The organism is Maricaulis parjimensis (assembly GCF_016817355.1).
Classification (GTDB): Bacteria; Pseudomonadota; Alphaproteobacteria; order Caulobacterales; family Maricaulaceae; genus Maricaulis; species Maricaulis parjimensis.
In genome coordinates, this window is record NZ_JADOTT010000002.1 from 150,125 (window position 1) to 175,018 (window position 24,894).

22 protein-coding genes are annotated in these 24,894 nt (G+C 63.5%); 9 read left to right on the plus strand and 13 right to left on the minus strand.

The window, feature by feature from the left end; all coding sequences use genetic code 11:
* Window positions 1-13 precede the first annotated feature (13 nt).
* Together glpK and I0K07_RS04255 are read left to right on the plus strand one after the other, a co-directional pair.
* Window positions 14-1,507, plus strand: coding sequence for a glycerol kinase GlpK (glpK, locus tag I0K07_RS04250; protein WP_203291870.1), 1,494 nt, complete (start codon window positions 14-16; stop codon window positions 1,505-1,507).
* Window positions 1,508-1,510: 3 nt separating this feature from the next.
* The gene (locus I0K07_RS04255; RefSeq protein WP_203291588.1) at window positions 1,511-2,215 is read left to right on the plus strand and encodes a hypothetical protein; all 705 of its coding nucleotides are present in this window, start codon (window positions 1,511-1,513) and stop codon (window positions 2,213-2,215) included.
* Between the two features lie 413 nt (window positions 2,216-2,628).
* On the opposite strand, the gene I0K07_RS04260 is transcribed toward I0K07_RS04255, so the two are convergent.
* The 9 genes from I0K07_RS04260 to cysG form a co-directional block, all read right to left on the minus strand.
* Window positions 2,629-3,780, minus strand: coding sequence for a trans-sulfuration enzyme family protein (locus I0K07_RS04260; protein WP_203291589.1), 1,152 nt, complete (start codon window positions 3,778-3,780; stop codon window positions 2,629-2,631).
* 1 nt (window position 3,781) lies between these two features.
* Window positions 3,782-4,720 carry a homoserine O-succinyltransferase MetX gene (gene metX, locus I0K07_RS04265; protein ID WP_203291590.1) on the minus strand — a complete coding sequence of 313 codons (939 nt, stop codon included), beginning with the start codon at window positions 4,718-4,720 and terminating at the stop codon, window positions 3,782-3,784.
* Entirely contained in the window at window positions 4,720-5,706 is a 987-nt protein-coding gene (locus tag I0K07_RS04270) for a homoserine dehydrogenase (protein ID WP_203291591.1), read from the minus strand. The genes metX and I0K07_RS04270 overlap by 1 nt, the downstream gene beginning before the upstream one ends.
* A gap of 533 nt (window positions 5,707-6,239) precedes the next feature.
* On the minus strand, window positions 6,240-7,064 hold the full coding sequence (locus I0K07_RS04275) for a ferredoxin--NADP reductase (RefSeq protein ID WP_203291592.1): 825 nt from the start codon (window positions 7,062-7,064) through the stop codon (window positions 6,240-6,242).
* Window positions 7,065-7,100: 36 nt separating this feature from the next.
* On the minus strand, window positions 7,101-8,117 hold the full coding sequence (locus tag I0K07_RS04280) for a cysteine synthase A (protein WP_338041017.1): 1,017 nt from the start codon (window positions 8,115-8,117) through the stop codon (window positions 7,101-7,103).
* 19 nt (window positions 8,118-8,136) lie between these two features.
* Window positions 8,137-9,246 (minus strand): phosphoadenylyl-sulfate reductase, encoded by a 1,110-nt coding sequence (locus I0K07_RS04285; protein WP_203291594.1) that lies wholly within the window; start codon window positions 9,244-9,246, stop codon window positions 8,137-8,139.
* The gene (locus I0K07_RS04290) at window positions 9,233-10,870 is read right to left on the minus strand and encodes a nitrite/sulfite reductase (protein ID WP_203291595.1); all 1,638 of its coding nucleotides are present in this window, start codon (window positions 10,868-10,870) and stop codon (window positions 9,233-9,235) included. The genes I0K07_RS04285 and I0K07_RS04290 overlap by 14 nt, the downstream gene beginning before the upstream one ends.
* A gap of 5 nt (window positions 10,871-10,875) precedes the next feature.
* Window positions 10,876-11,166, minus strand: a complete 291-nt coding sequence (locus tag I0K07_RS04295) for a DUF2849 domain-containing protein (protein WP_203291596.1) — start codon at window positions 11,164-11,166, stop codon at window positions 10,876-10,878.
* The gene (cysG, locus tag I0K07_RS04300; protein ID WP_203291597.1) at window positions 11,163-12,566 is read right to left on the minus strand and encodes a siroheme synthase CysG; all 1,404 of its coding nucleotides are present in this window, start codon (window positions 12,564-12,566) and stop codon (window positions 11,163-11,165) included. Before cysG ends, I0K07_RS04295 begins: the two co-directional genes overlap by 4 nt.
* A gap of 116 nt (window positions 12,567-12,682) precedes the next feature.
* On the opposite strand from cysG, the gene gcvA reads away from it, so the two are divergent.
* The 4 genes from gcvA (at window position 12,683) to I0K07_RS04320 (ending at window position 18,503) form a co-directional block, all read left to right on the plus strand.
* Complete coding sequence (gcvA, locus tag I0K07_RS04305) at window positions 12,683-13,618, plus strand: transcriptional regulator GcvA (RefSeq protein WP_203291598.1); 936 nt, start codon at window positions 12,683-12,685, stop codon at window positions 13,616-13,618.
* A gap of 207 nt (window positions 13,619-13,825) precedes the next feature.
* Window positions 13,826-15,622, plus strand: a complete 1,797-nt coding sequence (locus I0K07_RS04310; protein ID WP_203291599.1) for an FAD-dependent oxidoreductase — start codon at window positions 13,826-13,828, stop codon at window positions 15,620-15,622.
* Entirely contained in the window at window positions 15,619-17,454 is a 1,836-nt protein-coding gene (locus I0K07_RS04315; RefSeq protein ID WP_203291600.1) for a 2-oxoacid:acceptor oxidoreductase subunit alpha, read from the plus strand. The genes I0K07_RS04310 and I0K07_RS04315 overlap by 4 nt, the downstream gene beginning before the upstream one ends.
* The gene (locus tag I0K07_RS04320; protein ID WP_203291601.1) at window positions 17,451-18,503 is read left to right on the plus strand and encodes a 2-oxoacid:ferredoxin oxidoreductase subunit beta; all 1,053 of its coding nucleotides are present in this window, start codon (window positions 17,451-17,453) and stop codon (window positions 18,501-18,503) included. The genes I0K07_RS04315 and I0K07_RS04320 overlap by 4 nt, the downstream gene beginning before the upstream one ends.
* Here I0K07_RS04320 and I0K07_RS04325 read toward each other — a convergent pair.
* The gene (locus I0K07_RS04325) at window positions 18,500-19,102 is read right to left on the minus strand and encodes a helix-turn-helix domain-containing protein (RefSeq protein ID WP_203291602.1); all 603 of its coding nucleotides are present in this window, start codon (window positions 19,100-19,102) and stop codon (window positions 18,500-18,502) included. The genes I0K07_RS04320 and I0K07_RS04325 overlap by 4 nt on opposite strands.
* Before the next feature lie 85 nt (window positions 19,103-19,187).
* A complete protein-coding gene (locus I0K07_RS04330) occupies window positions 19,188-20,315 on the minus strand; it encodes a hypothetical protein (RefSeq protein WP_203291603.1) in 1,128 nt (375 codons plus the stop codon).
* Between the two features lie 236 nt (window positions 20,316-20,551).
* On the opposite strand from I0K07_RS04330, the gene I0K07_RS04335 reads away from it, so the two are divergent.
* Genes I0K07_RS04335 through I0K07_RS04345 form a run of 3 tightly spaced genes read left to right on the plus strand, consistent with a single transcriptional unit; the run spans window position 20,552 to window position 22,499 of the window.
* Window positions 20,552-21,196, plus strand: coding sequence for a helix-turn-helix transcriptional regulator (locus I0K07_RS04335; RefSeq protein WP_203291604.1), 645 nt, complete (start codon window positions 20,552-20,554; stop codon window positions 21,194-21,196).
* A 1-nt stretch (window position 21,197) separates the two neighbouring features.
* Entirely contained in the window at window positions 21,198-21,836 is a 639-nt protein-coding gene (locus I0K07_RS04340) for a helix-turn-helix transcriptional regulator (RefSeq protein ID WP_275297429.1), read from the plus strand.
* 30 nt (window positions 21,837-21,866) lie between these two features.
* Window positions 21,867-22,499, plus strand: coding sequence for a helix-turn-helix domain-containing protein (locus tag I0K07_RS04345; protein ID WP_203291606.1), 633 nt, complete (start codon window positions 21,867-21,869; stop codon window positions 22,497-22,499).
* Between the two features lie 78 nt (window positions 22,500-22,577).
* Here the strand turns inward: I0K07_RS04345 and I0K07_RS04350 are convergent, their stop codons facing one another.
* Both I0K07_RS04350 and I0K07_RS04355 read right to left on the minus strand, forming a co-directional pair.
* Entirely contained in the window at window positions 22,578-23,003 is a 426-nt protein-coding gene (locus tag I0K07_RS04350) for a hypothetical protein (RefSeq protein WP_203291607.1), read from the minus strand.
* Window positions 23,004-23,151: 148 nt separating this feature from the next.
* Window positions 23,152-24,822, minus strand: a complete 1,671-nt coding sequence (locus I0K07_RS04355) for a M28 family metallopeptidase (protein ID WP_203291608.1) — start codon at window positions 24,820-24,822, stop codon at window positions 23,152-23,154.
* Window positions 24,823-24,894: the final 72 nt, after the last annotated feature.

Genomic DNA, 24,894 nt, shown 5'->3' on the forward strand with positions numbered 1-24,894 from the left:
GGGAGGACACATGATGGACAAGCCGACAGCCATTCTGGCCATCGACCAGGGAACGACGAGTTCGCGGGCCGTGATCTTCACGCCGGACTACCAGATCGTCGCCGTCGCGCAGCGTGAATTTCCGCAGATCTATCCCCACTCCGGCTGGGTGGAGCATGACCCGGACGTGATCTGGGCGACCGTGCGCGCCACCGCCCGCGAAGCGCTGAAAGAGGCCCAGAAAAAAGGCCATAAAATCAGCTGCCTGGGCATCACGAACCAGCGAGAGACGACGCTGGTCTGGGATCGCAAGACCGGTGAGCCAATCCACAATGCCATTGTCTGGCAGGACCGCAGAACGGCATCACAATGTGCGCATCTTAATGTCACGAGGGGTGAGGATGAGGTTCGAAACCGCACCGGTTTGGTCCTGGATCCGTACTTCTCCGGTACCAAGATCGCCTGGATCCTGGATCAGGTTGAAGGTGCCCGCGACCGGGCGGCGCGGGGCGAGCTCGCCTTCGGCACGGTCGACACCTGGCTGATCTGGCACCTGACCGGCGGCAAGGTTCATGCGACCGATGCGACCAATGCCAGCCGGACGGCGCTCTATAATATCCACACCAATGAATGGGACCCGGTCCTGCTGGACATGTTCGATGTGCCGGCCGAAGTGCTGCCGGACGTGCGCGACAGTGCCGGCAGCTTCGGATCGGTCGAGACAAGCGTGCTGGGTGTTCCGCTGGAGATCACCGGTGTCGCCGGCGACCAGCAATCGGCGGCCATCGGTCAGGCCTGTCTGGCGCCGGGCGATATGAAATCGACCTATGGCACGGGCGCCTTCCTGTTGATCAATACAGGCACCGAGCCGGTCCTCTCCAAGAACCGGCTTTTGACCACGATTGCCTGGCGGATCGGCGGGGAGACGGTCTATGCGGTGGAAGGCTCCATCCTGTCAGCCGGGGCGATTGTGCAATGGCTGCGCGATGGGCTCGGCCTGATCGCCAAGGCCTCGGAAATCGAGGCGCTGGCCGCCTCGGCGGATCGGGACAACGGCGTCTATCTGGTGCCGGCCTTCACCGGTCTGGGCGCCCCCTATTGGGATGCCGAGGCCCGCGGCGCCCTTGTGGGGCTGAGCCGCGGCTCTGGCCGCGCCGAGATCGCGGCGGCCGCGCTGGATGCCGTGGTGCACCAGACCTGCGACCTGCTCGACGCCATCGCGGCCGACGGCGTGTCGGCCAAAAGCCTGCGCGTGGATGGGGGCATGGCCCGGAACAACGCCCTCCTGCAACGCCTCTCCGACCTGACCGGCATCGAAGTCGTCCGCCCGGTCCAGTCCGAAGCCACAGCCTGGGGCGCCGCCTTCCTGGCGGGGCTTGGCGCGGGGATTTTCGAGGATCTGGAAGCGGGGCGCGTGCTCTGGCAGCAGGACCGGGCATTCGCGCCGGATTGTGCGGAGGATGTGCGTGCGGCCAGCCGGGCGGGTTGGGCGGAGGCCGTGGGGCGGGTGTTGACGGGGGAGGGGTAGGTTGTGGACGGGGTGTCCCTGCTTTTTCAATCTGTTTTCCCAATGAAAGTTGGAGCGCGAATCCCATTGAAATATATGTCAAAATTTAAAGCGGCCTTAGCTTTCGCGTTTAGCCCGCTTCTGCTTGTTGGCTGTGGCTCTCAGGCAGACATTCGAGCAGGTGGGGAGCTGAGCTTTGCTCGAATCCAGAGCCTCGACGAAAATTTGGCCGATTGGGTTGGGCTTGATGCATCAATCGCGTTTCGTTCGGGAAATGTCGTAGGCTTCTATTCTCGAGAGGATTGTCAGAGTTCCAGGGAAATAGTTTCGATATCGAATTCCACTGGATGGGTATTGAATTGTTTTGATGATGGTGAAGACCAGAATTTCTTAGCTGTCAGACTGCGCAATTTTGCCAACACTCATAATTACCTGCGACCGGCTTATCGAACCGCTTTCGGTCGCGAGGTGGAGGACTGCGCCGTGGCGGTGTCGTTTCGGCAGAATGAGGCGGCCAACGAGGCCATGTATCGTGTCTATCGGTCTGACTCTTTGAGGTGGGGGGGCGTTCATGTTGAAGCGCGTGGGCGTACCCTCTTGATGGCGTTGTACGCAGGGTGCGACGACGTTGAAGCAATCAGTGCCTACGCCATGAATTTGCTCAATCTGGACTATGAAAAAATCGAACGAGCTTCGGATCGCCGTGACATTCGCGAGATATGGCCGTGATTTGATGTGGACCTACAAAATGAAAAGAAAATAGGGACACACAGAAAATAGGGACACACACCCATTAAAACACTTGTCATCCCGGATGGATGTCCGGCGCAGGCCAGGTCCCTGCCTTCGCAGGGATAAACTCCAGTCCGGGCCCCATACGCCCGGTGTGTTTCCAGCTCGCGAAATCGGCTGAGCCTGCTTTCGGGCTTGGCCTGGGGCTATGGGTCCCGGCTCTGCGGCCTGCTTTCGCAGGCCATTCGGCCGGGATGACAATTGGTGTATTCAGGCGGTCGCCGGGCAAAGATCAATGCATTTTTCCCGGAAGCGCGTCAGCGCTGTCCGGGACCGGCTTGAAACTCATCGCTTGAGAACAAGGCTGGTGGGCCCCGGAACTTCTTCCGGGGGAAATGCGTTTGTTTTTACTAACCAGCCCCACCCAGCGCTTTATCCAAATCCCCAATCAGATCGCCCGCGCTCTCCAGCCCGACCGACAAGCGGATCAGCGTGTCGGGGACACCCGCCTCCTCTCGCGCTTCGGGGGACATGGAGGCGTGGGTCATGAGGGCGGGGATGCAGCAGAGGCTTTCGACGCCGCCCAGGGATTGGGCGAGGGTGAAGATGTCGAGGGTGGAGACGACGTCCCTCGCGCTGGGCGCGGTCGGGGCGAGCTGGAGGGAGATGAGCTGGCCGAAACCGTCCTGCTGGCGTTGGGCGATGTCATGGCCGGGATGGGATTTGAGGCCGGGATAATCGACGGAGGCGATGCGGGGATCGGCGTCGAGCCATTGGGCGATTTCAAGGGCGGTTTCGCACTGGGCCTTGGCCCGCAGGGGCAGGGTACGCAGGCCGCGCAGGGCGAGATAGCTGTCGAAGGCGGCGGCGCCGACGCCGACGCAATTGGCCCACCATTTCAGGGTTTCCACCCGTTCCGGATCGGCGCAGCAGACGACGCCGCCGACCATGTCGGAATGGCCATTGATCAGCTTGGTGATGGACTGAACGGAATAATCCGCCCCCCAGTCCAGCGGGCGCTGGAGGACGGGCGACATGACCGTGTTGTCGACGGCCAGCTCGCAGCCGGCATTGCGGGCAAGCTTGGCCAGGGCTTTGAGGTCGGTGATGCGCAGGCGCGGATTTGACGGGGTTTCCGCCAGGATGAGGGCGGCATCCTCATTGAGGGCATTGGCGACGGCGTCCAGATCGGCTGTGTTGACATAGACGGGGACAAAGCGGCCGCCGCGGGCGCGGGCATCGAGCAGGCGGCGCGTGCCGCCATAGGCGTCATGGGAACAGATCACCCGCGCGCCGAAAGGCAGATCGTGCAGGAGAAGATCGATGGCGGACATGCCCGATCCCGTGACCACCGCCCCGGCGGCATTTTCCAGTTCCGCAATCGCATCGGCCAGGAGGGAGCGGCCGGGATTGCCGGTCCGGGCATAGTCGAAGGCCGGCTGGATGGCCGGGTCCTCGCGCCGATAGGCGGTGGAAAGGGAAAGCGGCGGGATGACGGCGTTCCAGCTCCGGTCGGTATTCAATCCGGCCCGGATCGCCTTGGTCCGTTGTTCGTCCGACATGTCAGTCCTTGAGAAATTCCGTGATCGTCTCGGACACGATAGCCGGTTCCGTGAGGAAGGCATCATGGCCGGTGCGCGAATGTTTGGTTTTCAGCCGGCCCTGCGGCGTGGCGGCGGTGGCCTCTTCCATCTGGTCGAGCGGCACGAGCCGGTCTTCGGCAACGGCGACATAGGTGACCGGGGCCTTGATGCTGGCCAGATCGACCTGGTGTGTGTCCATGGAATGGGAGAGGGCGAGGAAGCGTTCCGGTGTCATCGTCTCGACATAGGCGCGGCCGCGCGCTTCCAGATAGGCGGCGATACCGGCTTCGTCGCGGCTGCCCGGACGCGGATTGTAGAAACGCTCTTCCAGCTCGTCCGGCGTGCGATAGGTGGTCATGGCGAGGCGGCGGGCCAGGTCGAGACCGGCCGCGCCATCGCCGAGGCGCAGGGCCAGCTGGACCGTGTCGCGCTGGATGGAGCGCCAGGCCTGGGCCATGGCGCTGGCGCGATGGGCACCGGAGATGACGAGGAGCTTGCCGACCCGTTCCGGCGCGATGCTGGCCAGGGCCAGGGCGATCATGCCGCCATAGGAGGAACCGGCAATGTCGAAGCGCTCGACATCCGCCGCATCGGCCAGGGCGAGGATGGCGCGGGCCTGGTCCTGTGTGGTCGGAAAGGGGGTGAGTTCATCGCCGATGAAGTCAAAGGAGAGGACCCGGCGCTCTTGCGTGTTGATGGCGCGTCCCGGCCCGACCTGGTCGGACCACCAGCCGGTCTCGGTCTCGCTGTCGGCGACGATCCGGCCGGAGGAGATCCCGCCCAGAACGAGGATGGCCGGCCCGTGATCGGGGCCGGCAATCCGTCCGGTGACCTTCACCGGAGACCCGGTCTCGGCAAAGGCGATCGTGGTGATGTCCCGACAGCGGGTGGAGGGCAGACATTCCAGCTTCACGGCCATCAACCCTCTCCGGCAGCCAGCAGGTCGCGGATATCGGCGAGGACGGATCCGGCTGTCGGCACTTGTCCGGCGCCCTTGCCATGGAGCTGGATTTTCAGCCCGCTCTCGCATGTGATCTCGACGGCGTTTTCCTCATTCTCGGTGCGCGCCAGCGGATGGGTTTCCGGCAGGGCGATGAGGCGGACGCGGGCATCGATCTCGCCGGTTTCGGTGCGCGACAGCTCGGCGACCTGGCGATAGCGCAGCCCGTTCTCGCGGACGCCGCAGACCTGGCCCGGCTCGATGGAGAGCAGGCTGTCGGCGGGGATGGCGAGGGCATCGGGGGCGATGCCATAGGCTTTGCGCGCGATCAGGGCGAGCTTGGCCGCCGCGTCCAGCCCGTCGATATCGGAACTGGGATCGGCCTCGGCGAAACCGGCCGCCTGGGCGGCGGCAATGGCCTGATCAAACCCGACACCCTGTTCCAGCAGGCCCAGCACGAAATTGGAGGTGCCGTTGAGGACACCGCGCACGCTGGCAATGGTCTCGCCGGCGGCGGTCAGGCGCTGCACGGTTTCCAGAACCGGCACGCCACCGCCGACCGCGGCGGAATAGGCAAAGCGGGTGGATTTGGCGCGGGCGCGGGCTTCCAGGTCGGGACGGCGGGCGATCACGGCCTTGTTGGCGGAGATGACATGGATGCCGCGCTCGACGGCGAGGTCGAGGGCTTTCTCGGCGGCCGGGCAATCGGGCAGGCCATCAATGACGAGATCGGGCCCCGTGTCGAAAGCGTCGCGGATATCGGTCAGCCAGGCGGTGCGGCCGGTCTGGCCCGGACGGCGGCGGCGCGTCACCACGGCGGCAATCTCGATCCGGTCCGGCATGAGCTCGAGCGCGTCCAGCACACCGGTATTCACCGTGCCGCAACCCAGCAGGACCACGCGCAGACGGGCGGGGCGGGTGGCGGTTTCAGGACGATCGAGTTCGAGGGCCGCAAGGTTTGCCATGACGAAATCCACTTGCGCGGACAGCACGGACGCCGATTGCGGGAGAGGGAAGGCGGGCGTGAATAGCCCTTTGCATGCCTACCGATGCTCCGCTTTAGCCGTACTTATTCCGCGCCCGCAAGCTGAACATCAAATCGGCGCACTTCACGTATAAAGATATGTTTATGTGTGAGTCAATGGGGTGGTGTGAAACGCGTCGCGTTTCCGGCTTTGGCCGGTCACCCACTCGACCGCGCATGCGCGCGGTCCCCCTCGCCCATCAAGGGCGAGGACCTAGCGCCCTGTTGGGCATTGCAGACGATCCGGCGGGGTGTCTGGATTTGAAGAAAGTCGAGATGTCCCGCAGGACCGTCTGCAACCCGGTGAAGCGGATTAAGCGACGGTCCGGCCGGACCCGCCTCAGCGCCACCCTGTCCCGATCCGGTGAGCTCGCCGGGGCCGGGACAGTGGGAAGAGTCTAGGTCGGGTTTGCGGGGGTGGGGATAAGGCGGCGGTTGTCCCTCGCCCATCAAGGGCGAGGATGAAAGCCCGTCTTAAGTCGCGACGAACGCCTTTTCGACGACGAAGTCGGCCGGGGCGGCGTTGGAGCCTTCGATGAAGCCGCGGTCGAGGCAGATCTGTTTGGTGTCTTTGAGCAGGCCTTCGGAGCCGCAGATCATGACGCGGTCGACTTCGGGGTTGAGCGGCGGGACGCCGAGGCGTTCGAAGAGTTCGCCGGAATTGATCATGTCGGTGACGCGGCCCTTCACCGGCCCGTCATCGCGGGTGGTAGAGGTGAAGTGGACGAGTTTCTCGCGGGCGAACTCACCGATCAGCTCGTCGGATTTGACGGCTTCGACCAGTTCATTGCCATAGACCAGTTCATCGCTTTCGCGGCAGGTATGGGTGAGGATGACCTCGTCGAATTTCTCATAGGTTTCCGGGTCGCGGATCAGGCTGGCGAAGGGCGCGATGCCGGTGCCGGTGGAGACCATGTACAGGCGCTTGCCTGGCTTGAGCGCGTCGAGGACGAGCGTGCCCGTCGGCTTCTTGCCGAGCAGGAGCTGATCGCCCGGCTGGATGTGCTGGAGGCGCGAGGTGAGCGGGCCGTCGGCGACCTTGATGGAGTAGAAGTCCAGGGCTTCGTCCCAGAAGGGGCTGGCCAGGGAATAGGCGCGCAGGAGCGGTTTCCCGTCCTCCTTGGGCAGGCCGATCATGATGAATTCGCCCGAGCGGAAGCGGAAAGCGTCCGGCCGCGTGATGCGGAAGTAGAACAGCCGGTCGGTATAGTGTTTCACCTCGAGCACGGTCTCGACGGTGAAGGGACCCGGCTTGGCGGAGATGGTGTTGGCCGGGCGGGCCGGCGTGGGCGTCGTCATGGCATTCATACTCATAATCTCGTGCGGCTGTGGGCGTTAGGCCGTCGCGCGCGGCGCTTCGGTATCGGCCCAGGGCGGGACAGGCAAGCCCCGGCTGGAGAGGAATTCGGGATTGAAGAGCTTTCCGGCATAGCGGGAGCCGGCATCACACAGCATGGTGACAATGGTGTGGCCCGGGCCCAGATCGCGCGCCAGGCGGATGGCGCCGGCGATATTGATCCCGGCAGAGCCGCCCAGGGACAGGCCCTCGGACTTCACCAGATCAAACAGGATGGGCAGCATTTCCGCATCCTCGATCCGGTAGGCATGGTCGACTGTGAGGCCTTCCAGATTGCCGGTGATGCGGTTGACGCCAATGCCTTCGGTGATGGAGGAGCCTTCGCCCTTCAGTTCACCGGTTGTGTAATAGGCATGCAGCGCCGCACCGGCCGGATCAGCGACGCCGATCTTCACGTCCGGCTTCTGGCTGCGCAGGTATTCGGCGACGCCGGTCAGCGTGCCGCCGGAGCCGACGGCGCAGATGAACCCATCCACCTTGCCATCCGTCTGTTCCCAGATTTCCGGGCCGGTGGTGAGGGTGTGGGCGCGCTTGTTGGCGAGATTGTCGAACTGGTTGGCCCAGATCGCTCCGGCTTCGCGGCTCTCGTTCAGCTCCTCGGCCAAGCGGCGCGAATAATGGACGAAATGATTGGGGCTGGAGAAGGGGGCGGCATCCACTTCGATCAGGCGGGCGCCATGGGAGCGGATGACCTGTTTCTTCTCGTCCGACTGGGTGCGCGGCATCACGATGATGACCTCATAACCCAGCGCGCCGCCGACCAGGGCCAGCCCGATCCCGGTATTGCCCGCCGTGCCCTCGACGATCGTGCCGCCGGGTTTGAGCGCGCCGGAGGCTTCCGCCTCGCGCACGATATTGAGGGCGGCGCGGTCCTTTACGGAACCGCCCGGATTGAGGAATTCGGCCTTGCCCAGGATTTCACAGCCGGTGGCCTGCGACGGGCCGTCCAGCCGGATCAGCGGGGTCTGGCCGATCAGGTCGAGCACGTGAGACACGACAGCGTGTCCTTTCAAACTATTCGGCGGCGATCCGCGAGGGGGTGTGGATGCCGCATTCGGTCTTGGAGCGGCCGGACCAGCGGCCCGCGCGCACATCATCATCATCCTGGACCGGCGCGGTGCAGGGCCAGCAACCGATCGAGGCATATCCCATATCGCTGAGCGGATGACGCGGCAAATCGTAGCGCTGGAAATAATCCGTGACCTGCTGGGCGGACCAGGAAGCGAGCGGATTGACGCGGATGCGGCCATCCAGGCGTTCCACCACGGGCAGGGCCATGCGTTCGCCGCCATGGAAGCGTTTGCGGCCGGTGATCAGCGCATCGTACTCGCCGATCACATTGTCCAGCGGACGCACTTTGCGCAGAGCGCAGCAGGCATCGGGGTCCCGCTGCCAGAGCTTGTCGTCCGGATCCTCGGCGGTGGCCTCTTCGGCCTGCGGGCGGACCATGCGGATATTGGTCAGGCCGAGCTGTTCGCTCAGGGCGCGCTGGTATTGCTCGGTCTGGGCAAAGAGGCGGCCGGTATCCAGGAAGATGACCGGCGTGTCCGGCGCGACCTGGGCGATCATGTGCAGACCCACGGCGGCTTCAGCCCCGAAGGAGGAGAGGATGGCGATCCGGCCGGTCCACTGATTGCGGATGGCGTCGCGCAGAATGTCGATCGCATCAGCGCCGCGATAGCGGGCATTCAGCGCGGCGAGCTCGTCCTTGGGCGCGGAGACCCGCTGTCCGAAGATCGGGGTGACCCGGTCCTGGGCCGGCTGATAGGCATGGGTGAAGCGGGCCTTGGCCTTGGCCCAGTCCTCTTCCAGATCCGTGCGTTCCGGGGCGACATCGTCAAAGCCGACCCGGTGGAGATATTGCGCCTGGTCCGGGATCAGATCGCCGACGGCGCGGAGATGGCCGGTATAGCCGGCGCGTTCGCGCAGCAGGGTGGCGAGGGAAAAGCCGCGCCCGTCCTTGAAGCTGGGAAAGCGGATATCGACCTGGACAGCACCGGAGATCTGCGTCGCGGCGTCCTGCCAGGGCGTATCGCCGGCGATTTCGACGATCGTGCCGCCGCCCGCTTCGAGCTGGGCGTTTGTGACGTCACGGGTCACGGTCTTGCGGTCAAGCTGCAGCATAGATGGACTCCTTGAACGCGTCGGGACCGACACGGCGCAGCGTGTCGATGAAGCGTTCCTTCTCGTTCCGGATTTCCAGATAGGTGTTGAGGGCGCGCACGATGGCAGCCGGCACGTCTTCTCCGGCCAGGCCCTTGCCGACAATATTGCCGATCGAAGCGTCCTTGCCGAAATTCCCGCCCAGGGTGATCTGGTAGAATTCCTCACCCCGCTTGTCGACGCCGAGCACGCCGATATGGGCGACATGGTGATGGCCACAGGCATTGATGCAGCCATCGATCTTGATGGTCACATCACCAACCTGGTCGGACAGGCCTTCCGCCTCGATGAGGTTGGAGATCGACTGGGCGATCGGGATGGAGCGGGCATTGGCCAGGGCGCAATAATCCAGGCCCGGGCAGGCGACGATATCGGTGGCCAGACCGGCATTTGCAGTGGCGAGACCGGCGGCGACGAGACCGTCGAACACGGCTTCCAGATCGCTGTTGCGGACATGCGGCAGGACCAGATTCTGGTCCGGCGTGGCGCGGGCTTCGTCGAAGCCGAAACGTTCGGCCAGATCAGCGACGGCTTCCAGCTGGGTATCGGTGATGTCACCCGGCGTGCCGCCGATCGGCTTCAAGGAGATCACGATGCTGGAGAGACCCTCCACCTTGTGATCGCGGCGATTGCGGCGCAGCCATTGGGCGAAATCGGCCCGGCCGGTGGCCGGAATGGCACTGCCGGAGACGGCCGGCGGTGCGTCGAAGAAGGCGCGGATGCGGGCAATTTCTTCGGCCGGCAGGACGAGATTGCTGTCGCGGATCTCGGCCCATTCTTCCTCGGTCTGGCGCGCGAATTCTTCCGGGCCCAGGGCCTCGACCAGGATCTTGATCCGGGCCTTGTAGAGATTGTCGCGGCGGCCATGCTGATTATAGACGCGCAGAATGGCGGTCAGATAGGAGAGCAGGTCGCGCGGTTCCAGGAAGTCGCGGATGCGGTGACCCAGGCGCGGCGTGCGGCCCTGGCCGCCACCCACCCAGACTTCAAACCCCGTTTCGCCGGCCTCATTCTTCACCAGTTGCAGGCCGATATCATGGACGCGCAGACCGGCGCGGTCTTCGGATGCACCATTGACGGCGATCTTGAACTTGCGCGGCAGGAACGTGAATTCCGGGTGGAAGGTCGACCATTGGCGGATGATCTCTGCCCAGGGACGGCCATCCTCCAGCTCGTCCGCGGCGGCGCCGGCGAACGGGTCGGTCGTGACATTGCGGATGCAATTGCCCGAGGTCTGGATGGCGTGCATCTCGACGGCGGCGAGCTCGTCCAGAATGTCCGGAATATCGGTCAGGGCCGGCCAGTTGTACTGGATATTCGTGCGCGTGGTGAAATGGCCATAGCCCTTGTCATAATCGCGGGCGATGCGGCCGAGCACGCGCAATTGGGCGCTGTTCATCGTGCCATAGGGAATGGCGACGCGGAGCATGTAGGCGTGCAGCTGCAGATAGACGCCATTCATCAGGCGCAGCGGCTTGAACTGGTCTTCGGTCAGGCGGCCATCAATGCGGCGCTCCACCTGGTCGCGGAATTCGGCAATCCGTTCGCGCACCATCTGGTGGTCATATGTGTCGTACTTGTACATGGAAATCAGGCGGCCTTGCGGCTGGTATTCGTGACTTTGGTGGAGCCCGTCGTCGGGCCGGTGAGGCGGATGCCTTCGCGGCGCCATTTCTGGCCGCCCGGCGCGTCCGCCTCGATCTCGATCAGATAGGGACCAACGGCGATGGCCGGCTCGGCCTCGGCCTGGGCCAGGCGGGCTTCGGCGACGGCGTCATCGGTCAGTCGTTCGGCGCGGGCCAGCTCTTCGGTCCATTCGCCTTCGGCGGTGCGATAGATCACCCGGCCATCGGTGAGGCGGTTGGCTGTGATCGTTTTCATGCGCTCTGCTCCAGCAGGGTTTGCGTGTCGGTCGTTGTGGCGTGAGCGGCGGCGATGGCGACGCTCTCGCCGACGATGATGATGGTGGGGCCGGTGATGGCGTGGCGGGTGACCAGATCGGCCAGTTCACCCAGCGTGCCGAAAACGCGGCGTTCATTGTCATGCGTGCCGTTCTCGATCAGGGCGAGCGGCGTGGCGGCGTCGCGACCGGCCTCGATCAGCTTGCGCTGAATCTGCGGTGCGGCACCGACGCCCATATAGAAGACGCTGGTCGAGTTCGCGGCGGACAGGGCGCGGTAATCGGCATCCGGACCATCCTGTTTCACCACACCAGAGGCGAAGGTGACGGACTGGGCATGATCGCGATGGGTGAGCGGCACGCCGGCGGAGGCGGCGCAGGCCATGGCGGCGGTAATGCCGGGCGTGATCTCGACGCGGATACCGGCGGCGCGGACGACGTCCATCTCCTCGCCACCGCGGCCGAAAATGAAGGGATCGCCACCCTTGATGCGGACGACGCGCTGACCCTTGGCGGCCTCGCGCACCAGGATTTCGCCGATCTCCTGCTGCGGGACCGGGTGATGACCCTTGGTCTTGCCGACATCGATACGGTGGGCGTCGCGGCGGGCCAGATCCATTACGCCCTGGCTGACCAGACGGTCATGGACGATGACATCGGCTTCGCGCAGAAGGCGGGCGGCCTTGATCGTGAGCAGGTCGGGATCGCCCGGACCGGCACCGACCAGATGTACGATGCCTTCGCGCGGGCTCGTCTCGCCATTGAGCTGGCGGAGCATTTCGCGGCGGGCGCCGGACTTGTCGCCCGACAGGGCGAGATCACGAGCCTGTCCGCGCAGGGCTTTTTCCCAGAAGGCGCGGCGGTCCTCGAATTTCGTCAGAACGGATTTCACCGTTCCGCGCAGGTCGCGGGCGAGGTCCGACAGGGTGCCGATGCGGGCCGGCAGAAGCTGTTCGATGGCGGCGCGGATATCGACGGAGAGGACGGGCGCTGCGCCGCCGGAGGCGATGGAGACGACAATGCCGTCGCGGTCGACAATGGCCGGGGTCTGGAAATCGGAGGCCGCCGGGCTGTCGACGATATTGACCGGGATGCCCAGGCGGCGGCCGGTCCGCGCCAGGGCCTCGACCGGGATGTCATCGGAACCGGCGATGAAGAGAAGAGCCGCGCCACGAAGGTCCCGCCGGGTCGGCATCCGGCGTAAAATCTCCGCATATTGGGCGATATCCGAAGCAACAGGACCGCTATCCGCGCCGGTGAACCACAGCAACCGGGCGGGGGAGCGAGCGAAGAGGCGTGCCTTCGGCTCCGCCATCGGGCCTGACCCGACAACGATCACCGTGCGCCCATCTAGGGGAATGGAGGCTGGAAAGACACGCATCAAAACTCATCCGATCCTGCGCCTTCGTGGCGCGACACTCGCAATATTTCTATTCGATGCCCCCATTTCAAACGACGTTTCTTGGCATTTCAGATTAGAAAATCTAAACTGATTCCATGGCCCGTTCCTCCCGCCTTCCCCCGCTCAATGCGCTGCGTGCCTTCGAAGCCGCTGCGCGACTGGAAAGCTTTGCCCGAGCCGCCGATGAATTGGCGGTGACGCCGGGGGCGATCTCGCAGCAGATCCGCTCCCTAGAAGAGCATGTCGGAACCGCGCTTTTCGTGCGCGAGGGCCGGGGGTTGAGCTTGACCGAGGCCGGCCGGGCGGCGGCCAATGTGACCTCGGAAGCCTTTGAAACCCTGGAGCGCGCCGTCTCGCTGATGCGTCAACCGGTCCAGCGCCGGGCGCTGACGGTCTCGGTCGCGCCCTCCTTTGCCGGCAAATGGCTGGCCCCACGCCTGTTCCGTTTCCAGGAGGACCATCCGGAGCTGGAAGTCTGGATCGCGGCGACCTCGGAACGGGTCGATCTCTCCGCCGGAGCGGCCGATCTGGGCATCCGGTATGGGCCGGGCGGCGACATGACGCTGAATGAGGAAGCCCTCCTGCCCGAGGAAGTCCTGCCGGTCTGCTCGCCGGACTTGCTGCGGGGCGGGGTGGAGCTGCGGCGCCCGCGCGATCTGGCCGACCAGACCCTGTTGCATGACGCCTCGCCGGAAACCGAGGTGGATGGCGCCGACTGGGCTTCCTGGCTCAAGGCCCGCAATGTCCGCGGCGTCGACACCGCGCGGGGCGTGCGCTTCAACCAGTCGGCTCTCGTGATCGATGCCGCCGTGGCCGGGCGCGGCGTGGCGCTGGCGAAACGCGCGCTGGCACAGAATGATCTGGCCTCAGGCCGTTTGGTAGCCCTGTTTGCCGACGGTACGACGCCTGTGCGCTCCGCCTATCACATCGTGACCGCGCGCAACCGGCCGCTGAGCCCTGATGCCGAGGCGTTCATTGCCTGGCTGAGGAGCGAGGCGCGGGTGCATGAGCATTCGGTCGATGAGTTGTAGGGCGGGGGCTTTCTTCCCCATGGGATGGGGAGGAAAGGCCGTGCAACTCACTATCAGCTGCAAACAAACCCGTTCACATCAGGTGGTTTTACAAGGGAATTCGCTTGACCCGCTGCGCGTTACGGATGTGAGAATGCGTGCAAGAAAAGGCGGGCCCTTCTCGCGGCTCGCGCAACAAGTTGCGGGCCAATGCCCGGGGTGAGGAGAATGAAGCCGACCGATACGCGCGATCCCGACTATTTTCACAAGGTCGTGGATTGCCAGTGGGCGTGCCCGGCGCATACGCCGGTTCCCGAATACATCCGCCTGATCGCTCAGGGGAAATTTACCGAAGCCTATCTCGTCAACCGGCGATCGAACGTGTTTCCCGGCATTCTGGGTCGTGTCTGCGACCGGCCGTGCGAACCGGCCTGCCGGCGCGGGCGCGTGGAAGAGGAACCGGTGGCGATCTGCCGGCTGAAACGCGTGGCTGCCGACAATCGCGACGAGGTGAGCCATCTCGTGCCGCAAAAGCCGGCCGCGACGAATGGCAAGAAAATCGCCCTCGTCGGCGCCGGTCCGGCCTCGCTGACGGTCGCCAATGATCTGGCGCCGCTGGGGTATGAGTGCACGGTTTTTGAGGCGCATCACCGTCCCGGCGGGCTGATGATTTCCAACATCCCCTCCTTCCGCCTGCCGGAAGAGGTGCTGGATACGGAGATCGGCTATATCGAGAATATGGGCGTGGAAATCCGGCTAAACTCCCGGATCGAGAGCCTGAAAGGCCTGATGGATGAGGGCTATGATGCCGTCTTCATCGGGTCCGGCGCGCCCAAGGGCAAGGACCTGAGGATCGAGGGCCGCGACGAGGCCGATGCCAATATCCATATCGGTATCGACTGGCTGGAAAGCGTGGCGTTCGAGCATGTCGCCAAGATCGGCAAGCGCGTCCTGATCATCGGTGTCGGCAATACCGCGATGGATTGCTGCCGCACCTCGCTGCGCCTGGGCGCGGATGATGTGAAGGTGATGGCGCGCAAGCCGCGGCAATTCTTCAAGGCCTCCCCCTGGGAGCTGGAGGATGCCGAGGACGAGAATGTCGAGATCATCGTCAACCACTCCCCCAAGCGCTTTGTCGTCGAAGACGGAAAGCTGACCGGGATGGAATTCGAGCTCATGGAATACGAGCTCGATGAGGACGGCGAGATCACCGAAACCCGCAAGGCCGGCACCACGATCATCCCGTGTGATGATGTCATCCTGGCGATCGGCCAGGAGAATGCCTTCCCCTGGATCGAGCGTGATCTGGGGATCGAGTTCGACAAGTGGGGTGTGCCGGTGGTCGATGAGACGACCCATGCCTCCAGCCTGCCGGGTGTGTTCTTCGGCGGCGACAGCGCCTTTGGTCCGAAGAATATCATCTGGGCGGTCGAGCATGGCCACCAGGCTGCGATTTCCATCCACAAGCATTGCCAGGGCGAGGCGCTGGATGACCGCCTGCCGCGAGGCGTCAATCTGGCCTCGGCCAAGATGGGCGTGAATGAGTGGATGTATTCCAACGCTTATGATGGCTCGCATCGCCGCGACATGCCGCTGGTGGAGCTCGAGGCACGCCTGTCCAATCGCAAGATGGAAGTCGAGCTGGGCTTTGATGCCGAGCGGATCAAGACCGAGGTCCAGCGCTGTCTGAACTGTGACGTGCAGACCGTGTTCGAGGCGCCGCTCTGCAAGGAATGCGATGCCTGTCTGGATATCTGTCCGGTCGACTGCCTGGCCATTGTGCCGGATGGCGAGGAAGCGGCTTTGCGGGCGAGCCTGAAAGTGCCGGCGGCCAACAAGGAGCAGGCGCTCTTTGTCTCGCAGCCGCTCAAGGATACCGGGCGGGTGATGATCAAGGACGAGAATTTGTGCCTGCATTGCGGCCTGTGCGCGGAGCGCTGCCCGACGGCGGCCTGGGACATGCAGGATGCGGACATCTTCATTCCGCATGTCGACAATGAAGCCGGGAAGGTAGCGGCGGAATGAAAGATCTCGTCGAAACGGCCAGCGAAGTGCGTGTGAACGACTTCGTCCTCAAGATCGCCAATGTGAACGGCACCGGTTCGGCCTCGGCCAACGGATTGCTGATGAAGGCGATCTTCCGCATGGGCGTGCCCGTGGTGGGCAAGAACCTCTTCCCGTCCAACATTCAGGGTCTGCCGACCTGGTATGAGATCCGCCTGACCAAGGACGCCTATATGGCGCGGTCCGGCACGGCGGAATTCATGGTCGCGATGAATGCGGAGACCTACAAACAGGACCTCGCCGAGGTCTCGCCGGGCGGTTTCCTGCTCTATGACTCAACCTGGCCGCGGCCGGATCTTCACACGCGTGAGGATGTCACCGCGATCGGCGTACCGCTGGCGCGGATGTGCAATGAGGCGTTCGAGAATGCCCGCACGCGCGTGCTGATGAAGAACATGGCCTATGTCGGCGCCGTGGCCGGTCTGACCGGTCTGGATGTCGAGGTGATCAAGGAGCTGGTGACCGAGATGTTCGGCACCAAGGAACATCTGATCACGGCCAATATGAAGGCCATCAATATCGGTCTGGATTATGTGCGTGAGCACTTCCCCGATCCGCTGCCGCTGAAGGTCGAGCGGATGGATGCGACGGCCGGCCATATCATGATCGATGGCAATACGGCCGCGGCGCTGGGCTGTGTCTATGCCGGCGCGACATTCGGGGCCTGGTATCCGATCACGCCGTCGACCTCGCTGATGGACGGGTTCAAATCCTTCTGTGAGAAATTCCGCGTCGACAAGGAAACCGGCGAGAAGAATTTCTGCATCGTGCAGGGCGAGGACGAGCTGGCCTCGGTGGGCATGGCGATCGGGGCGGGCTGGAATGGCGCGCGCGCCTTCACGCCGACCTCCGGTCCGGGCATTTCCCTGATGAGCGAATTCATCGGCTTTGCCTATTATGGCGAAGTGCCGGTGGTGCTGTTCGATGTACAGCGGGCGGGACCGTCGACCGGTCTGCCGACGCGCACCCAGCAGTGCGATCTGACCCTGGCGGCCTATGCCAGCCATGGCGATACCAAGCACATCCTCGTCTTCCCGGCCAATCCGAAGGAATGCTTCGAGATGGCGGTCCAGTCCTTCGATCTGGCGGAACGTTTTCAGACGCCGGTCTTCTTCATGACCGATCTGGATATCGGCATGAATGACTGGATGGTCCCGGAGTTTGAGTGGGATGACAGCTATCAGCCCGATCGCGGCAAACTGCTGAACAAGGATGAACTCGAGGCTATCGAGAAATTCTACCGGTATGAGGACAAGGATGGTGACGGGATCACCTACCGCACCCTGCCGGGCGTGCATCCCAAGGGCGCCTATTTCACCCGCGGTTCCGGCCATAACTGGAAGGGCGGCTATACCGAGGACGCTGATGAGTACAAGGAGGTCGTCGACCGCCTGGTGCGAAAGTGGAAGAGCGCGGCGGATGCCGTGCCGGGGCCGGTCGTGCGCCGCTGCGATGCGCCGGCCAGCCGGGCGATCATCTCGGTCGGGGGCTGTGACGGTGCCGTGATCGAGGCGATGGACCAGCTCGCGGCCAAGGGTGTGAACCTCAATTATCTCCGCGTGCGGGGCTTCCCCTTCAATACCGAGGTCGAGGCCTTCATTGCCGAGCATGACGAGGTCTTCGTGGTCGAGCAGAACCGCGATGCGCAGCTGCGCACCCTGCTGGTGAACGAGACCGATGCGCCCAAGGACAAGCTGGTACCCGTGCTGGACTATGCCGGCATGGCCGCCAATCCGAAATTCATCGTCGAGGGCATCACCGCCTATCTCGACACGCTGGGAGACGCCGCATGACCTCCATGCCGAAACCCTTCATCGACAAACACCTTCCCAAGAACAAGCTGGGTCTGACGGTCCGCAATTATGAAGGCTCGATGTCGACCCTGTGTGCCGGCTGCGGCCATGACTCGGTCACCGCGGCCCTGGTCCAGGCCTTCTGGGAGTTGAGCCTGGCGCCGGAAAGCGCGGCCAAGGTGTCCGGCATCGGCTGTTCGTCCAAGACGACGGCCTATTTCATGGGCCAGTCCCACGGCATCAATTGCGTGCACGGCCGCATGCCCTCCGTGGCGACGGGCGCGAATGCGGTGAATGGCGATCTCCATTACATCGGGATTTCCGGCGATGGTGACAGTCTGTCGATCGGCTTTGGCCAATTCGCGCACGCAATCCGCCGCAATCTCAACATGCTCTACATCCTGGAAAACAACGGGGTGTACGGGCTGACCAAGGGGCAGTTCTCGGCCGCGGCGGATATCGGCTCAACGACGAAAAAGGGCGTGCCGAACGAGCAGACGCCGATCGATCCCTGCATCCAGGCGCTGACGCTGGGGGCGGGCTTCGTGGCGCGGGCCTTTTCGGGCGACAAGTCGCAGCTGGTCCCGCTGGTGAAGGCGGCGCTGATGCACAAGGGTTTTGCCCTGATCGATGTGATCTCGCCCTGCGTGACCTTCAATGACCATGCCGGCTCGACCAAGAGCTATGCCCATACCTACAAGTATTATCACCCGCTCGTGCATACGGACTTCGTGGCCCATGCCGAGGAAATCACGGGCGAATATGCTGATGATGGCGCGATGCGCGTGACGCTGCATGATGGCGGCGAGCTGCGCCTGCGCAAAACGGATACGGACTATGATCCGCGCGACAAGGCGCAGGCGATTGAGACCCTGATGATGAATGGGGGCGATGGCGAGATCCGCACCGGCCTTCTCTATCTCAATGAGGACATGCCGGACATGCATGCGGCGAACAAGCTGCCGCAGAAACCGCTCAACCAGCTGCCCTATGAGGCCCTGAATCCGGGCAAGGCGGCGTTGGCCTCACTTCAGAAACGCTATCGCTAGGCGCTGATCCCGAAACGCTCAATGACCAGGTCGGAGCCCGCCTCGCGGACGCTCTCTGCATGGTCATTGGCGTTCTGTTCGCTCAGCGTGCCGTGCAGGAAGCACTGTCCGGCCTCGTCGCGCACGGGCGTGTAGCGGGTGGCCCAGTATCGGCGCGGCGAGCGGGCATCGCACCAGAAGGCTGTGGCGCTGAGCACTTCCCCATTGCGCAGACCGGACTGGCAGATCGTGTCGATCTGCTCGCGCAGCGGGGCGAGGGCTTCGCACTCGGCGAGGTCCGTCATGTCGGCGACGCAATCATCATCAATACCGGCGCTGACGGCTTCCACGGTATAGCGGCCGTTCTCCGGTTCCGGCTGGACCAGGAAGGCGGGGAAGGGGCTGTAGCGGATGGTGGCGAGGAAATCGTCAAACGTGCTGCGCGTGCGCGGATTGCTCGACAGGGCATTGATCGCTTCGGCGACATGGGGTGCCGGTTCGACAAGGCCGGATTCAAGCCGGGAGATATAGGTCTGGCTGACGCCGATGAGTTCCGCCATCGCGCCCTGTTTCAGGCGCAGACGCAGGCGCAGGGCCCGAACGGTTTTTGCCCAATCCATGTCTCTTGAAGCCTTGTCCCCTGTTAGTCCCCGTTTTCCTTGTAGAAAAACGGAACCTGACACGGCACTCATAATTAATGAGTCCTTAGGACAGGCCCAGCGCGTGGCCGACATAACCGGGCAGGTCACTCATCAGCGCCCCCAGCTCGCCGCGGGCCATGGCCGGCAGGAAAATGGCGAGGATTACGGAGATGACGAGACCGATCCCGGCACGGATGACGTCGGAAGCGACATCCCAGATCGCTTCCATCCGGTTGCGCAGCCCGGCGACATAGGCGATGGCGATTTCGCGCCCGGCCAGCATGCCCAGGAAGACCCAGGTCGTGCTCATCGGGATGTCGTTCAATTCCTTGAAGATGAAAAGAATGATCCCGTAGAAGAGGTCGACCAGCGTTGCAGCGCGGATGTCGGTCGTATTGGTCTTGGAGAGGACGATCTTCTGGATCTCACCGCCGCGCGTCGCGAAGATGATGGCGTGCAGGGCCAGCATCACCCCGGTCGCGAAGACCAGGAGGAGCGGCGAGAAGGTCACCTGGGTTTCCAGCACGGCGGCGCCGTCCTGGATCAGCGGGACCCCGTTTTCCAGCACCGGGACCAGCTCGGTCGTGCGCGGCAGGAAGACGAAGATGTTCGCCAGATCCTGCATCAGCCATTGCGACCAGAGGAAGGCGGTGGAGCCCCATTGCGCCAGGAACCAGAGCGGATGATGCGGCTTGTCCTTGGTGCTGTGCACCCAGCGTTCGAAAAAGCGCGAAATCAGCAGATAGATCACAAAGGCCGCGCCGATGGCGACGAGATAGCCCAGGGCCGACTTGGTCAGCATTTTGGGCAGCACGCCTTCGGTCTCCGCACCGCCGGTCAGGGCGAAGATGGTGAGCACGAGGAAGGTTGTCGAAACCGGAACGCCATAGCGGGTCAGGATCAGCAGGAAGAGCGGCGGAATGGCATGCCACCACTGCACACCGGCTTCCGGATAGGGCAGGGAGTTGAGGCGGCCGAAGGCGATATCCTGTCCCCCGGCGAAATAGCCCCACATCATCACGGCGACGATGATGGAACAGGCATAGGCCCAGAGGATCAGCCAGGAGCGTTTCGAGTTGGAGCTGAGGAAGGTTCCCAGCGTCTGGATCGCATCATTGGCGACGATGGAATAGGACGCGATCAGAAAGCCGACGATCGAGAATATCCAGGCCGCAAGCGAGATATCTGTCATGATGAAACCCTGTCCGTTGGGAAGCCCGCTGGCAGGTAGCAAGTCCAGGCTCCACTGATCAATCAGCAATGCGGCCTGCCGGCACAATTTCACAAAACTGTTGCGAAGCTTCAGGGGGTTAGGTGTCTCGCCTGGTTTTGTCAGGCTTCAAATCTTGCCTTCAGCCCCCATTCGGTTATATTTTAGAACCTCAGAGCCTGTCGCGGCCGGCGCCCCGTCAAAACGGAGTTGCGCTGATGAATCAGGTATTTGCTCCAACGGAAACTTCGGTCATTCACTGGCCGTCCGTGATCCGACATTACCGCCATTCCAAAAGCCTCAAACAGGCTGCGATGGCGCACGATCTGGGTGTGACCCAGACCATGATCTCGCGCTGGGAATCCGGTGCGGCCGCGCCCAGCGCACGCATCCAGGAACGCATTTTCGACCTCTATTGGCAGGCGCATGCCTCTGTGACCCGGTCGGTTTGGCTCGAGCGGATCGGTCAGCACCCCTCCGTTGTGGCCGTGATCAACGGGGCCGGCCGCATCCTGCGTGCCAGCCAGGGCTTGCAACGCGCCCTGGCCTGCCGCCGCCATGATGTCGAAGGGCGTTACCTGCACGAAGCCTTCTCCGGTGATCTGGTCGATCTGTTCGACACGCTGGAGGCCAGCGGCTTCTTTGAGGGGCGTGTGGCGTCCGCAGAGAGCATGGACAGGCTGGACTTCCTTGCGCCGGACGGATCGCGCAAGACCGTCATGACGCATGGTCTCCACCGGCCCTCCTTCCTGTCGGGGCCGCAGATCGTCTGGCTGTTCTCGGGCGCGGCCGTGTCGCGCAGCGTGTTCCGGGATGTCCGGACCCGGTTGGGTGGGCCCCGTGTGATCCGGAAGGCGATCTGACATGGCGCGTCGATCCCAGGCTTCCGAACCCCCGACCGACTGGCGCGACCAGCTGCGTCGCTACCGGTTGACCCAGAACATCAAACAGGCGGCCCTGGCCGCGGATCTGGGTGTCACCCAGGCGATGATTTCCCGGTGGGAGGCCGGCCTGGTGGATCCCAGCCCGGTCATGCAGCAGCGGATCCGGGCCTTGCTGGCGTCCGAGGCGGCAATTCCGCTGGTTGACTGGCGTAGTCATGTGGCCCAGCAACCCGGCCTTGCGGCCGTCATCCACCCTTTCGGCGAGGTGGAAACCATCAGCCTGGGGCTGGCCCGGCTGCTGGATCGCCCGGCCGCCAAAATAGAGGGGCAGCATCTGGATGATCTGTTCCGGGGTGATCTGCCGCAACTCTTCCGTCGTCTAAAAAGGACGGGATTTTTTGACGAAACGGCCGAAAGCGTTGAAAGTGCTGACAAGTACTGTTTTGTCGACAAGAATGGGCATGTGGTCAGTCATTGTGTGCACGGTTTGCACTGGCCGCATCGGGGAGAAGAGGGCGAGATACGCTGGATGCTGACAGGCGCGAAGATTGGGCAGGCGGAGTTTGATCGTCTGCGGCGCAATCTGACCGGTCACACAGGCAAAGTGCTCGCTGAATAAGTCCTGGAGGGGACGCAATTGGTTCAGGACATGAATTTGTCGGTCTCGTCCAGCAAGGTGAACTGGCCGTCCGTGATCCGGAATTTCCGGATGTCCAAACGCCTCAAGCAGGCTGCACTGGCAGCCGATCTGGGTGTCACCCAGGCGATGATATCCCGCTGGGAGAATGGCGACAGCGAACCGCCCGAACGGGTCAAACGCCGCATGGCGGAACTGGTGCAGGACGCCTTTGTGGTGGCACCCGCCCCGACCTGGGTCGATCTGGTCACGCTCAATCCGTCGATCGAATTCGTCACTGACAGCATGGGCATGATCAAGGCCGTGTCCCGCGGGGCGCTGGAATTGTTCGGCCTGGCCCGCCATGAGGCGGAGGGCCGCAATGTGAAGGACTTCCTGGGGGGAGACTTCATGGCTGCCCTGGGGCGGTTGCGCGAAGAGGGCATGTTCCAGAACAATCTGGCCTATGGTCAGAGCCTGGGCTCGCTGGAAGTGAATGTTTCCTCCGGTCTGAAGACCGTGCTGTATGACTTCATTCACTGGCCGCGCATTTCCGAAGCCCGCACGGTCTACTGTGTGCACTCTGGCGCCGTGATCGATGAGGGCAAGTATGCATCCCGGCTGGAGGAGCGCGGCGACAAGGTCGTCTTGCGGCGGACTTTCTAGACCGGAGACAGGCCGGATACAGAAAAAGGGCGGCCCGCCATGCGGTGCCGCCCTTTTTGTTCTCTCGCCGGAGTGTGGCTATCGCTGACCCTCATAGATCATGCTGTGGACATAGGGCGCATGATTGGTGCCGACCCAGCAATTCTTCTCCGAGGGCGGGTCGAAACTGATGGTCTCGCCAGGCTCGTAGACGGGCCAGCTCTCGCAATGGGTTTCGGCCCCAAATCCGATATCAATCGTGACAGCCCCGGTGTCAGGGTCGATCGTCCACATGCCGAGCATGTCTTCCCCGGCGGCATTCATGTGGACAATTCCAGACTGGCTGCCGTCCGTGGCGGCCTGGAATTGGGCAAAGAAATAAGTCGGGTCGTCATCTGTGCTGCCACCGACGCGGCCCATCTGGAAAAACTCGCCATTGGGCTGCCGGAAGTCTTGCGCCTGGGCCGGGCTGGCCAAGCCGAGTACGAGCAGCGCCAATCCGCAGGCCGTCTTTTGAAGTGTCATGATGTCTCCCCGTTCCTGATCTCAGGCGCCGAAGACTAGGCAAAACGGCTTAAATCTCTGTGAGCATGCCGACGGGGGCCCGTTCCAGGCATGAAAAAGGGCGGCACCGCATGGCGGGCCGCCCTTTTCCTGAACGCGAAAGCCGGGATTACTCGGCCGGGCGCTGCGCGTCGCGCAGGCCGCGGAATTCATTGCCCTCATACCAGTTCGGCCAGTCGGTCGAATTGGCCAGGCGCTGGCCGACATCGAAGAAGAGTTCGGTGTTTTCGACCATGCCGGACATGTCCCAGTCTTCCGAATACTCGTCGGCCGGGCCGTGATAGCGGTTGGCGCGGTAGTCGGCGCCCATGGCCTGGCCGGCCTCGGTGCCGCCCTCGCGCAGGTCTTCACCGCCATCGGCGTACAGCATGGGCAGGCCGTGCTTGGCCAGTTCGATATGGTCGGAACGGTAGAAATAGCCGGCTTCCGGGTTCGGGTCCGGCACGATGTAGCGGTCCTGGTCGGCGGCGGCGGCCGTCAGCAGGTCTTCCAGTTCCGATGCGCCATGGCCAACCACGACGACATCGCGGGAGCGGCCGGTGGGCAGGATGGCGTCGATATTGATGCCGCCCACGGTTTGCGCGTAGGGCATGATCGGGTTTTCACCATAATAGGCCGAACCCAGCAGGCCGGATTCCTCGGCCGTCACGGCCAGGATCATCACGGAGCGTTCCGGCGGATTGGCCATGAAGGCTTCACCGATTTCCAGGATGGCAGCCGTGCCGGTCGCATTGTCGACGGCGCCATTATAGATGCCGTCCTCGCCCTCGGGCACATCGCGCACGCCGATATGGTCCCAGTGGGCCGTGTAGATCACATACTCATCCGGATGCGTGGTGCCCGGGATGATGCCGACCACATTGCGCGAATCCATCGTGCGGGTGGAATTGTACAGCGTGCCGGAGGCCGTCAGACCGGTCATCTCTACCGGGGTGAAGCCCGGCTGGGAGGCGGCGGCGGTGAGGGCATCGAAATCCAGACCGGCCAGGTCGAACATTTGGCGGGCACGATCTTCGGAAACCCAGCTTTCCACGGCGGCGAATGTGCCTTCACCCGGTTCGCGGGCCAGGTCGAGCTGGGCACCGGTCCAGGAGCCGGAGACGACATTCCAGCCATAGGAAGCCGGTTCGGTCTGGTGGATCAGGATGACACCGGCGGCACCCTGGCGGGCGGCTTCCTCATACTTGTAGGTCCAGCGGCCGTAATAGGTCATGGCATTGCCATTGAAGAGACCGCTGTCGGGATCGGCATAGCCGGGATCATTGACCAGCATGACGACGGTGCGGCCCTCGACATCGAGACCGGCATAATCATTCCAGCCATATTCCGGGGCGACGACGCCATAGCCGACAAAGACCAGATCGCTGTCGGCAATCTCGACCTGGTCGGCGGCGCGCTTGGTCCAGAAGACGACATCCTCACCCATGCTCAGGCCGAGCGGTTCGCCCTCAAAAGCGACGTCGAAGGAGGAGGCCGCCTCGTCGAGCGTGACTTCCAGCAGCGGAACCGGCTGGAAATAGCTGCCCTCATAGCCCGGCTGGAACCCCATGCGGGCCATGTCGTCGGCGATCCACTGGCTGGCCGCAATGCCGCCGGGCGTGGCCGGGGCGCGGCCTTCAAAGGCGTCATCAGCCAGGGTGGCGATGCGCCAGCGCAGGTCGGCTTCGGTGATTTCGGGCGAGGTCAGCGAGGCTTCGGCGGTCTCCGCCGGCTCTTCGGCCGGCGTGCACGCTGCTGCCATCAGACCGCCCAGAGCGGCGAGAAGTGCAAAACGCGTCATGTCATTCCCCCTGTTCGGGCCCGTATTTCGGGTTTGGGCCCTTGGGCTTGATCAGAAAAGTGTGGCACATCC